Origin of the sequence: Bradyrhizobium sp. 155 (assembly GCF_023101105.1) — a bacterium.
Lineage (GTDB): Bacteria > Pseudomonadota > Alphaproteobacteria > Rhizobiales > Xanthobacteraceae > Bradyrhizobium > Bradyrhizobium canariense_D.
The window spans coordinates 4,213,399-4,225,566 of the sequence record NZ_CP064704.1 but is presented as its reverse complement, the minus strand read 5'-3'; the positions used below and the strand labels follow the sequence as shown (position 1 = coordinate 4,225,566).

Here is a 12,168-nt window from a genome sequence, read left to right as displayed (position 1 = left end):
TTGACGGCGCTCCTGGATTGCAAACCGATCCGCGGAGTCGATGCGCCGGCGCTCATAAATCGCAGCGAACCACCTTTCTAGGTAGTTCTCAGACCCCTCGTGTGACGCGATATTCGGCGCGGTGACTGGGAAGACGGATTCTCTCTGCGTAACGACATAGTTGAGCGGGCCTCCGCAGAACTTAAGCGCGTGCAGAACACGTTGCCGATATACCACCCCGCCTCGCAATCGTCGCGCCGTGACGATTGTTTGCCGTTTTCAAGGATCCAGCCATGCAACGCTTTTCTGTTTCGTGCTCCGGTCGCGAGACATTCCCGGTCGTCGACACGGCAAACAAGAGCGTTTCTGGAGTTACGTCATGAAGGTCAAGCTCGGTTCGACGACGCGGCTGCAAAACAGCAGCAGCATTCACAACAAGATGTCAGGTGGGGCAATGTCGGGCTTTGGACGGTTTTCGAACGGACGGGCCGCGCTGCTGGCTTTGGCATCAACCGGATTGGTCGGGATCGCGGTCCCGGCGTTGGGACAGGATGCGACCTGGCTGGCCAACCCTGGCACTGCCGACTACAACACCGCCGCAAACTGGGCCCCGGCGACGGTGCCAGTCGGCACCGCATTGTTTGGCAGCTCGAACACGACCGCGCTGACGCTCTCGGCCGACACCACGGTCGGCGGTTGGACCTTCAGTCCAGGCGCCTCGAACTATGTTCTCGACAACCACAACTTCCTTCAAACTCTCACTTTCAGCGGTGCCGGCATTAGCGTTCAGGGCGGCAGCGCCACGATCACCAACAGCGGCTTCCGGAGCTCCATCGCTTTCAACGGCAGCAGCTCGGCGGGCGGCGCCACCATCACTAACACTGCAAACGGCATCACGATCGGTTTCAACGACAGCAGCACGGCCGGCAGCGCCACCATCACCAACAGCTTCAGCAGCACCATCAGTTTCGCTAACAGCAGCACGGCCGGCAGCGCCACGATCATCAACCGCAATGGCTCGCTCGTTTTCAGCGACGGCAGCTCGGCAGGCAGCGCCGCCATCACCAGCATCGTCGGCGGTTCCGTTGCCTTCAACGGCACCAGCTCGGCGGGCAGCGCCACCATCAACGGGGCAGCCGGTAGCGTCGTCATTTTCCGCAACAGCAGCACGGCCGGCAGCGCAGCCATCAGCGCTAGCGGGGTACTGCAATTCCGCGACAGCAGCACGGCCGGCAGCGCCGGCATCACCAATAGCAATCTACTGCAATTCCGCGACACCAGCACCGCCGGCAGCGCCATCATCGCCAGCAGCAACGGCCTTACATTTGCCATGAGCAGCACGGCGGGCAACGCAACTATCGCTATCAGTGCCGGGTCGTTGGTGTTCTCGAACACCAGCACGGCCGGCAGCGCCGCCATTACCAACGGTGGCGGGTTCGACTTCCTGGACGCCAGCACCGCCGGCAGCGCCACCATCATCAACAACAACGGGCTGCAATTCGCTGACACCAGCACAGGCGGCAGCGCCACCATCATCAACAACGGCAGCCTGGAATTCGCTAACTTCGCGACGGGCGGCAACGCCGCCATCACCAACGGCGCTTCGAGCGTTACGGATTTCAGCGACTCGACAGGGCCCAACAATGATCACAAGCTCAGCGCCGGCTCGATCAATGGCGCCGGGCTCTTCAGCCTTGGTCAGAACGAATTGACGGTCGGCGGCAACAACCTCTCCACCAACGTCACCGGTGTCATTGCCGACGGTGGCGCTGTCGGCGGCACCGGCGCCTCACTCGTCAAGGTTGGTACCGGCACGATGACGCTGTCCGCTATCAACACATACACCGGCGCGACCACCGTGAACGGCGGCACGCTGGCGGTCAACGGCGATATCACCTCGGCAAGCGGCGTCACCGTGAATCCCGGCGGCACGCTCGGCGGCAGCGGCATCGTCGGCAACACCAACGTCAACGGCGGCACGCTGGCGCCGGGCAATTCGATCGGCACGCTGACGGTGAGCGGCAGCCTGACATTGACGGCGGCATCGACCTATCTGGTGCAGATATCGGGCGCATCGAGCGACATGACGGTTGTGACCGGCACCGCCAACCTTGCGGGCAAGGTCACGGTCGATCCGCTGGCGCGCATCAGCGCAACCACCACCTACACCATCATGATCGCGGGCACCGTCAACGGCACCTTCGACACGGCGGGCGTTCTCGCCGGCAACAGTTTCGCCCGCAATGCGCGGGTGAGTTATGTCGGCAACGAGGTATTACTGACGGTCGATCCCGGCCTGCTGTCGCCGAACCTGCCCGCCAATGCCAATATCAACCAGAAGAACGTCGCGGCCGGAATCGACAATGCGCTCCTGGCCGGCGCCAACATGCCGGCGGGCTTCAACGCGCTGTTCGCTCTGACCGGCTCCGGTCTCGCCACCGCCCTGACGCAGGTCTCCGGCGAAACCGCGACCGGGTCGCAGCAGTCCACCTTCAATGCGATGAACCAGTTCATGGGGGTGATGACCGATCCGTTCGTCGCCGGACGCGGTGACGGTGCAACCGCCGGCGGCAACGCAACCGGTTACGCCGACGAGCAAGCGCTCGCCTATGCCGCGAGGAAGCGCAGCCCGAACGACGCGCTGGCGGCGATCTATACCAAGGCACCAGCTGCGGTGCCGTTCCAGCAGCGCTGGAGCGTGTGGGCGGCGGGCTTCGGCGGCTCGCAGAAGACCGACGGCAACTCGATCGCCGGCTCGAACAACACCAGCAGCAGCCTCTATGGCACCGCTGTCGGCGCCGACTATCGCATCTCGCGCGACACGCTGGTCGGCTTTGCACTTGCCGGCGGCGGCACCAATTTCAGCGTCGTCAACGGTGGCGGCGGACGCTCCGACCTGTTCCAGGCCGGTGCCTTCGTGCGCCATACGGTGGGAGCCGCTTATCTCTCCGGCGCGCTCGCCTATGGCTGGCAGGACGTCACCACCGATCGCACCGTGACGATTGCCGGCATCGATCGCCTGCGCGCGCAGTTCAATGCCAATGCCTGGTCCGGCCGTGTCGAGAGCGGCTACCGCTTCGTGGTGCCCGTGATCGGCGGGATTGGCTTCACGCCGTATGCGGCAGGCCAGTTCACCACCTTCGACCTGCCGGCCTATGCGGAAGGTGTCGTCTCGGGCGCCAACACCTTTGCACTCGCTTATAATGCGAAGAGCGTGACCGACACCCGCAGCGAACTCGGTCTGCGCGCCGACAAATCCTTTGCCATGCAGAGCGCGATGCTGACGCTGCGCGGCCGCGTGGCCTGGGCGCATGATTTCAATCCCGAGCGCGGCATTGGTGCGACGTTCCAGACGCTGCCGGGCGCCAGCTTCTTCGTCAACGGCGCGGCGCAGGCTTCCGAGTCCGCGCTGGTCACGGCATCCGCCGAAACCAGATGGATGAACGGCTGGTCGACCGCCGCGACATTCGAAGGCGAGTTCTCCAGCGTGACGCGCAGCTACGCCGGCAAGGGCGTGGTGCGATATGCGTGGTGAACCCCTCGGGGGCAGCGGTGCCGTCGGAGATGGTCAAGCAGCGCCATGACATGATGACGCTCGGCATGAACTACAAATTCGACTGAACTCCGTTCGCGGAACGGACCGCTTCGACGTCGTCACCGCGCCGGACACGCCGCTCCGGTCTTCACCCAGGCCTCCACCAGCGCGCCGGCCTGCTGTTGCGTGCCCGGCACGGGCGAGCGGCCGAAGCCGGGCTTCCAGGCCCAGCCGACGAGGGTGTCCTTGCCGATATGGTCGATCAGGTCTTCCACCTTGCGCCCGCCATTGCGCGCCGGATCCCTGATCTGCTCGCAGATCTCGCCGACGGTCTTGCCCTCCCAGGCCATCTCGCGCGGGGCGAGATGCCATTCGGGATGGCCGGGCATGCGGCCAGGCTCGAAATTGGCCTGCTGGTGGCAGGTGTTGCAGCGCATCCCCTCGAGCCCATGGCCGTCTGCGCCGCGCGTCACCGGCGGCTGATGCAAGCGGACATTGTCGCCCTGGTGCGGCCTGTCGCCGGCCGGATGGCAATTGGTGCAACGCGGATGCGTCAGCACCTTGCCGAGCTCGGTGAGGATTGCGGCCGAGCGCTTCTCTGTGTCGCCGATCGAGGCAAAGCTCTCGGGCGAGGCGAGGGCGTGACCTGCCGTCTCCGACGCCGCGTAGCCCGCACCGAAACTGCCGGCGAGGGCGGCGACCACGGCAATCATCTTGAACCGCACGTCGGAGATCATGATGCGCGTCACTTGGTGGCCATGAGGTAGCGCTTCGAGTCGGCGAGGATCACGTCGCGCACCGCCTCGTGATATTTGACGTAGCCGGTGCAGCGACAGAGATGACCGTCGAGCGCATCCGCGATGGTCTGCTCCAGCGCCTCGCGCGCGACCGGTGTCCGCGACAGGCGCTCCAGCAGGACCTGGCTCTCATTGAGGAAGCCGGCGGTGCAATAGCCGCACTGAAAGGCGAAATGCTCGATGAAGGCCTTTTGCAGGGTCGAGAGCTCGCCGTCCCGCGCGTGCCCCTCGACGGTGCGGATCGACTTGCCGTCGAAATTCACGGCCGGCGCGACGCAGGTCGGGCTGGTGGTGCTGGTGCCGTCGGGCGCATCGATGATGACGGCGCAGCTCAGGCATTGCGCGGCGCCGCAGCCGAACTTGGTGCCGGTCATGCCCAGCATCTCGCGCAGAAAATCGTTCATCGAGAGATCGTCGCGGACGTCCATCGGGCCGTGCTTCTGGCCGTTGATGGTGAGGCTGAGGGTCGTCACGCGAGCACTCCCTTCAATAGGCTTGCGGTGACCGGCAGCGCACGGAAGCGATGGCCGGTGGCGTCGTGGATGGCGTTGATCAGCGCCGGCACGATCGGGATCATCACGACCTCCGCCATGCCCTTCGGCGCTTCGTCTGGTACTAGGGTTCAGACTCAATTGATCCAATAAGCGACGAGAGCGGCGAGGTGGACGGCGGCCAAGAAGTTTCTGGCAAGTTTGTCGTAGCGAGTAGCAACACGCCTGAAATCCTTGAGCCGGCAGAAACAGCGCTCGATAACATTGCGCCCTTTATAGAGGCGCTTGCTGAAGCTGTGGAGGGTTACCCGGTTGGATTTGTTTGGAATGACGGGTTTCGCGCCGCGATTGACGATTTCGGCGCGAAAGCCGTCGCCATCGTAGCCTTTGTCCCCAATGAGGGAAGACATGGGCGGCGCGAGCTTCAAAAGGGCCGGCCCTGCGGCAATGTCTGCGGCTTGTCCCGGAGTGAGATGAAATGCGCAAGGTTTGCAATCAGGGTCGCTCAGCGCGTGGATTTTCGTGGTCCGCCCACCGCGCGAGCGGCCGATCGCCTGTTCACACTCCCCCCTTTTCCGCCGCTCGCCGAGCGATGCGCTTTGATCGAGGTGGAGTCGATCGACAAAGCCACTCGGTCCTTGCCGCAGCGGGCGAGCGCTTCAAAGATCGCCTGCCAATGTCCGCGCTTAGCCCAGCGATTGAACCGATTGTAGATCGTCGTGTAAGGGCCATAGTCGGACGGGCAATCGCGCCAGCGTGCGCCGCACTGGAGCATGTGAATGATACCGCTGATAATGCGTCGATCGTCTTCGCGCGCCGGGCCGGTCTGGTTTGTTGGCAGATGCGGCTCTATCTGAGCCCACTGCTTGTCGTTGAGCCAGAACAGTCCTTTGCGCATCGAAGTCCCCCGTGCCGAATCAACTTGGCACCAGGGAATCAGAACTCGCTAATTAGGTACAGACCCTAGCGGCTTCAGCATCTCGATCTCGAGATCGCGGAGCGGCAGGTCGGAGCCGCGTGCGACCAGATAGCGCCCGAGATTCCATTCGCCGTTGCCGGGGCCGCCCTCGAACGGTGGGAGGGTTTCGAGCAGCGCGTAGCCGACGCCCATGGCGAAGCCGCCCTGGGCCTGGCCCATCACGACCTCGGGCACGAGCGCGGTGCCGCATTCGAACACACTGTAGGCCTTGGCGATGCGCAAGCTCCCGGTTGCGCGCTCGATCTCGACGCGGACGACCGTGCCGCACATCGAGGTGTAGGCGGTGCCAATCCGGTTGTTGTCGGTCGGCGGAAACTTGACGCTGGTGCGGTTGATCCGCTCGAACTTGCCGTTGCCTTTGCGGATCGCCAGCGCATCGATCTCGGCGCGGTATTGCTCGCCGGACACCGGGAAGCGTGCCCGCGACCACGCCCAGCGCGAGAAGCTGTGCGCAACCGCACCGGTGACGAAGCCGCGCGCGTGAGCTGTTGCGGCCAGTACCGGCAGCGCCAGCGGTTCGAGGCCGGGCATGGTGAGCTGGCCGTTCTGCCAGCTTGCGGCGTCCCATTGCCCCGCGCGCCGATCGGTCTTTGCGACGCGCCACAGCTCAAGCGCTGCGGGCCACAGGCCGAAGCGGAAAATCACGCGGGCGGCTTCCGCGGCCGAATGCGTGCCGACATGCGCGCCGATCGAGGAGCTCGTCGGCGAGCTGATCGCGGGCACCCAGCGCGGGTTTTTCTCCGCGGCATCCTGGGTCTTCTGGTCCATGGTTGAGGGATCGCCTGACGTGACCAGCCCGAGCACGTCATAGCTGTCGACGCGGGCGACCGAGACCTCGTCGGCGATGGCGCCGAGATGGCCGGCGACCCGGTTGGCCAGCGCCGTCCCGATGCCGTTGCCCATCTCGACATGATCGCAATAGATAACGATCCTGCCGTCAGGGGCGAGCTCGACACGGCCGAGCGAGCCGTCCGCGCCGGAGCCATAGTCTTTCGTCACGCAGGCGACGCCTGTGCCGACCAGTCGATCCGACGAGGTCTGCTTGAACTGTGCCCGCTGCTGCCAGATCGGGTGCTTCTCGAGTTTGTCGAGGATTTCGGGTGTGCGCACCGAGACGATGTAGGGATTGCCCGTCATGGTCCGACCGTTCTGCGGCAGAGCGTTACGCCGCCGGAATTCAATCGGATCGCGCTTGAGCTCGGAGGCGGCTTCGTCGATCAGGACCTCCAGCGCCGTCATGGCTTGCAGGATGCCGTAGCCGCGCATCGAGCCCGCGCTCACGCCACGCGAGTGCACCGCGACGGTTCTGACGTCGACCTTCGGAATGTCGTAGATGCCGATCGCGCCGGTGGCCGCGACGACGGCGACGCTGGCCGAGAAATGGGCGAGCCCGCCGCCGTCGAGCACGTGATCGGCGGCGAACCCCTTGATCTTGCCGGTCGCGCGATCGATGCCGATGCGCGAGCGCATCTTGATCGCGTGGCGCTTGATGCCGGCCTGAAATTGCTGGTAGCGGTCATGCGCCAGCCGCACCGGCTTGCCGGGAAAGCAGACCGCCGCGAGCGCAACATAGAGAATGAAAGGCGTGTGATCGCGGCCACCAAAGCCGCCGCCGACATGGGCGAACTGCGCGTTGATGTGTGCCGGCTTGTAGGGCGCGCGGGCCTTGCCGAAGAGATGCGCGATCGACTCCGCCGCTTCGTAGGGCGACTGGACGCCGAGCAGCAGTTCGAGATTGCCGCCCTTGCCGTCGTACCAGGCGAGCCCGCATTCCGGCTCCAGGAACATCGGGTCGACCGATTGCGTCTCGAACTCGCGGTCGAGCACCAGCATGGATGGGTCATCCGCTGCAAGCTCGGCGCGGATCTGCTCGCCATATTTCGCCGCCTTGGCGTAATCCGCCGGCGTGTCCTTCGCGAGCGGCGACCACACCGGCAGCGCCGCGCTCTGCACCTTCTTGGGCGAGACCCAGCCGGCTTGGAGCGGCGAATAGACGTCCGGTTGGTCAGGCGAGGGACCTGCCACGCGGGTGAAGCGGAAGGCCCCGTAATCGGGCACCACGACAGGCCCGGTCTCCTCGCCGAATTGGACGAACGTGCCGTCGCGCAGCGCGAGACGCGCCTGGTCGAAGGCATCGAACTTTTCGAAGATCAAAAGCGCGACCGGCTGCCCGAGATAAAGCGGCGTCTTGCCGATCGGACAGAACAGGTCGCCCGCATAGAATTCCGGCACCTGCGTCCCGATCCGATCGAGATCGGCGGCTGTCACCACCACCGACGGCTTGAGCGCGCCGCCGAGGCGGCCGAGGTCCAGCCCGGTATAGACATGCGTGGCGTCATTGGCGCGGACCAGGATGGCGTGCGAGGTGGCTTGCGGCCAGCCCGGCAGGTCGTTGGCGCGGAAGTCGGACGCGTAAAGCTTCGCACCGGTGACCTTGGCGACGCCGTCGACACGGCCGGCGCCCGTTGTCGCGGGATTGAACTTGCCGCGTCCAGGCAGCGTTTCGTGCGCTGCGAAGGGAACGCCCGCCGCGAACGCCAGATGTGACAGGCTGACCGAGATGCCTCCCGCCGATAACCACTTCACGAACTCACGTCGCGAAGGCGTCATGATCAGATCCTTGGACAGAGTTTCGAGAACATCGGGATGCTGGCAGCATTCGATGTACGCAGGCCACGGACCAGCGCGAGCGCCGAATCCGTTACGATTCATTGACGATAGAACGGGCGAGGAGGTTTACAACCAATGAATGTGATACGCTTACGGCTCGAATTGCGGTTTCGAGCTTGCTTTAAAATCGAATCGAACGGAAGACCGTCAGGCAACAGGGGGCGAAACGCAAATGCAGCACGATTCGAACGGTGCAGCTTCAGAAACCAGCGTGACAGGGACTAGGACATTGTCGCGCCGCCAGTTGCTCGATTGCGGTCTCAAAGCCGGCGCGTTGTCGCTGTTCGCAGGTGCCGCGAACGCCCAGCACGCCGTGCACGACCATGCCGGCATGTCCCACACCGCGGACATGTCGCCGACCATGGGGATGGTCGCTGAAACGCCCGTTCCTGCCATGGACCAGGCGCTGGTCGAGCCCGAGGTGCGGCGGTCCGTCAATGGCGTGCTGAGCACGACGTTGCGGGTCGGCTACGCCTATCGCCAGATCGGCGGCGTCCGGCTCTATGTCAGATCCTATGACGGCGGCAGCCCCGGCCCGACCTTGCGCATGAAGCCCGGCGAAACCCTGCGCATCAAGATGATCAACGATCTGCCGCCGAACCGCGACGGATTGCCGGCCGACATCAGCCATCCGCACCAGTTCAACAACACCAATTTTCATTTCCACGGCGCGCATACCAGCCCGAGCGGGATTTCCGACAACGTCATGCGCTCGATGGCGCCGGGCCGCAGCTACAACATCGAAATCGCCCTGCCGGCCGACCACACCAGGGGCACCTACTGGTATCACCCGCATCACCACGGCAGCGCCGACATCCAGATGTCCTCCGGCATGGTCGGCGCCATCGTCATCGAGGGCGATTTCGCCGACGTCCCCGAGATCGCGACAGCCCGCGAACGCCTCATGGTGCTGACCCAGGTGGTCTACGATGCCAACGGCATGGTCGAAAATTTCGAGACGCTGTTTCCCGAGACTGCGACGCGCTTTCTCGCCATCAACGGCCAGCGCCGGCCAATGATCGAGATGCGGCCCGGCGAGGTGCAGCGTTGGCGCATCCTCAACGCCGCCTATCAGGACGACATGCTGCTCGACCTCGAAAAGCACGATCTGCATGCGATCGCCTATGACGGCATCCAGCTCGGTGCCATGCAGCCGCTCAAGCAGGTCCTGATCGCGCCGGGGCAGCGCGCCGATATTCTGGTGAAAGCAGGCAGCCCCGGCACCTACGCCTTCAACGCGGCGCCCTACGACCAGGGGCATCCTTCGCCGGTGGGGCCTCTGGCGCGGGTCGTGGTGTCAGGCGCGCCGATGGACATGCAGCTGCCGCGCGCCCTGCCACCAGCGCCGCTCGCGACCATCAAGGACTCCGAGATCACCAACCGCCGCAAGGTGGTGCTGTCGGCCACCGCGCCGGAGGCCGATGCCGCCGGCCATTGGCAGGAATTCGAGTTCTTCGTCGACGGCAAGAAGTTCGACCCCGGCCGCATCGATCAGCGGGTCAAGCTGGGCGCGGTCGAGGAGTGGACCATCGTCAATACGCATGAGCATGACGACCACGTCTTCCACATCCACACCAACCCGTTCCAGGTGATCTCGGCCAACGGCAAGGCGCTGGCGGTGCCGGAATGGCGGGATTCCGTGATCGTGGAGCGCAAGGGCGGCGTGGTCGTGTTCCGCTCGCGCTTTATCGATTTCACCGGTGTCTACATGCTCCACTGCCACATGATGAACCACGAGGAGATGGGCATGATGCAGACGGTCGAGGTCTATAAGCCGTAAGCTTCTGGGAGGACGCCTCTCACCAGGCGTATCTGACCACGCCCTTGCCGGCGTAGGAGCGCGTGACGTCGGAGAACTCGCCCTCGAAGGTGCCGGCCGCAGACCAGCCGTTCATCCATTTCATTTCGAGGGACGCCGTCGTCAGCGCGGACTCGCTGGCCTGTCTTGCACCGTTGACAGTGAAGCTGGCGCCGGGCAGCGCCTGGAAGGCGGAGTTGATGGCGTGGTCCGGGTTGAAGTCGTGCGCCCAGGCCGCACGGCCGCGCAGCGTGAGGATCGCGTTCGGCATCGCCCAGGATTTGTCGGCGCGGATGCCGAGTTCGCTCCTGCTGTCCGTGACGCTCTTGGAGCCATAGGCCAGCGCAAAGGTGTTGGTGCCGGAGACGACGGACTCGGCATAGGCAGGCAGGTCGAACGTTGTGAACTGCCCGGCCGCATAGGGCGTGAGGCCGATGCCGCCGATCCACGGCGTCACGATGCGATAGCCGCCTTCGAGGCGACCGGAATAGGCGTTCGCATTGAACTGCGCGCGCAAGCGATCGACGCCGGCAATCGTCACGGTGCGGTCGGTGGTGACGTCCTGCCAGCCATAGGCCAGCGCGCCGGAGACATAGGCAGCGCCAACATTGTGGCGCACGAAGGCGCCGGCCTGGAACAGGTCGGAGCGACCGCTGCCGCCATTGACGACGTTGAAACTGCTGCCGCCACCGGCGAGCGCAAAGCCTGCGACGGTGTTGGGTGAAAGGATATAGTCGGCACCGGCCGCCATGCCGAAGATGCGGCTGGTGCTGGTGTTGGAGCCTGCCGCGAGGTTGCCATCGGTGGTTTGCGCGCCGCCGAAGCCGGCCGCCCACACGCTCCAGCGCGGATCGTAATTGCTCCGCAGCGGCGCCTTGCTGTAGATCGCGGCATAAGCGTCGCGCTCGTTCTTGCTGCGCGGCTTGCCTGACGAGGCGTAGGCGTTGGCGGCAACATTATCCTCGGCATAGGCCGGCGCATGGACGCCGTCGCCGCGTCCGGGCGTGAACGGATCGGTCATGATGCTCATGAACTGGGTCATGGCGTTGAAAGTGGTCTGCTGCGACCCCGTCGCGGTCTCGCCCGAGGCCTGGGTCAGGCCGGCCGGTGTCAGCCCGCTATAGACCAGCGGAATGCCGCCATTGGTGTTGAAGTAGCCGACGATGGCATTGCCGACGCCGTTCTGGTTGCCTCTCAATCCGCCGCCTGGCGGGACAAAGTTCAGGACCAGGTTCAGATAGGCGTGGGTGGGATCATAGCTCAGCGTCGTATGGAAGTTCGTGGGCAGGTTGGTGTCGACCACCGATCCGAAGGTGCCGCTGACGCTGCCTGCTGTCACGATCGTGTACTGCTTGGCGACGTAGCTGCCATTCGCGTAGATCGCCTTGACGGTTGTTCCGCCCAGCGTGGCCATTCCCGTCACCTCGGTGAAGCTCGACGTTGCGGGGTTGATCTGCACCATGTAGATGGCGCCGGATTGAAAGGCGAGACTGCCGGTTACGTTCAGCGACGTACCTGCGAAGCCGTCACCCGCCGCCAGCGTGCCGCCGCTGTTGATAACCGTATTGCCGGCGGTGCCGATTCCCGACAGCGTGGCGCCGCTGCTGACGGCGGTCAGCACCGACGATGCGATCGAGCCGTTCACCACAAGCACGCCTGCGTTGACAGTCGTGCCGCCGGTGTAGGTGTTTGTGCCCGACAGCGTCAGCGTGCCGGTGCCCTGCTTGGAGACCAATCCGCTGCCGCCGATGGCGTTGCCAAAGGTGACCGCATCCGAGCGGTTGAAAATTAGCGCCGCGTTGTTGGTGATGTTGCCGAGGACCGAGCCGGTGGTGCCGCCATCGCCGATCTGCAAGGTTCCTGCGGAAATCGTGGTGCCGCCAGCGTAGGTGTTTGTGCCCGACAGCGTCAGCATGCCG

7 protein-coding genes and 1 pseudogene are annotated in these 12,168 nt (G+C 64.6%); 2 read left to right on the top strand and 6 right to left on the bottom strand.

The window, feature by feature from the left end; translation table 11 throughout:
- Positions 1–765 precede the first annotated feature (765 nt).
- Positions 766–1,380 carry a hypothetical protein gene (locus IVA93_RS20680; protein ID WP_157642964.1) on the bottom strand — a complete coding sequence of 205 codons (615 nt, stop codon included), beginning with the start codon at positions 1,378–1,380 and terminating at the stop codon, positions 766–768.
- Between IVA93_RS20680 and IVA93_RS20675 the strand changes: the two genes are divergently transcribed.
- Positions 1,361–3,514 carry an autotransporter outer membrane beta-barrel domain-containing protein gene (locus IVA93_RS20675; protein ID WP_247368669.1) on the top strand — a complete coding sequence of 718 codons (2,154 nt, stop codon included), beginning with the start codon at positions 1,361–1,363 and terminating at the stop codon, positions 3,512–3,514. The two genes, IVA93_RS20680 and IVA93_RS20675, sit on opposite strands and share 20 nt — an antisense overlap.
- A 119-nt stretch (positions 3,515–3,633) precedes the next feature.
- Here the strand turns inward: IVA93_RS20675 and IVA93_RS20670 are convergent, their stop codons facing one another.
- The 4 genes and pseudogenes from IVA93_RS20670 to IVA93_RS20655 all read right to left on the bottom strand — a co-directional run bounded on the left by IVA93_RS20670 (position 3,634) and on the right by IVA93_RS20655 (position 8,391).
- Positions 3,634–4,251: an Isoquinoline 1-oxidoreductase subunit gene (locus IVA93_RS20670; protein WP_247368890.1), complete on the bottom strand. Its 618-nt coding sequence runs from the start codon at positions 4,249–4,251 to the stop codon at positions 3,634–3,636.
- An 8-nt stretch (positions 4,252–4,259) separates the two neighbouring features.
- Positions 4,260–4,784: a (2Fe-2S)-binding protein gene (locus IVA93_RS20665; RefSeq protein ID WP_247368667.1), complete on the bottom strand. Its 525-nt coding sequence runs from the start codon at positions 4,782–4,784 to the stop codon at positions 4,260–4,262.
- 155 nt (positions 4,785–4,939) lie between these two features.
- Positions 4,940–5,700 (bottom strand): annotated as a pseudogene (locus IVA93_RS20660) (IS5 family transposase).
- Between the two features lie 48 nt (positions 5,701–5,748).
- A complete protein-coding gene (locus tag IVA93_RS20655; protein WP_247789215.1) occupies positions 5,749–8,391 on the bottom strand; it encodes a xanthine dehydrogenase family protein molybdopterin-binding subunit in 2,643 nt (880 codons plus the stop codon).
- A 271-nt stretch (positions 8,392–8,662) separates the two neighbouring features.
- Here IVA93_RS20655 and IVA93_RS20650 point away from each other — a divergent pair, with 271 nt between their 5' ends.
- Complete coding sequence (locus tag IVA93_RS20650; RefSeq protein ID WP_247368665.1) at positions 8,663–10,231, top strand: multicopper oxidase family protein; 1,569 nt, start codon at positions 8,663–8,665, stop codon at positions 10,229–10,231.
- A 19-nt stretch (positions 10,232–10,250) separates the two neighbouring features.
- Here the strand turns inward: IVA93_RS20650 and IVA93_RS20645 are convergent, their stop codons facing one another.
- A complete protein-coding gene (locus tag IVA93_RS20645) occupies positions 10,251–12,164 on the bottom strand; it encodes an autotransporter family protein (protein WP_247789214.1) in 1,914 nt (637 codons plus the stop codon).
- Between the last annotated feature and the right edge of the window lie 4 nt (positions 12,165–12,168).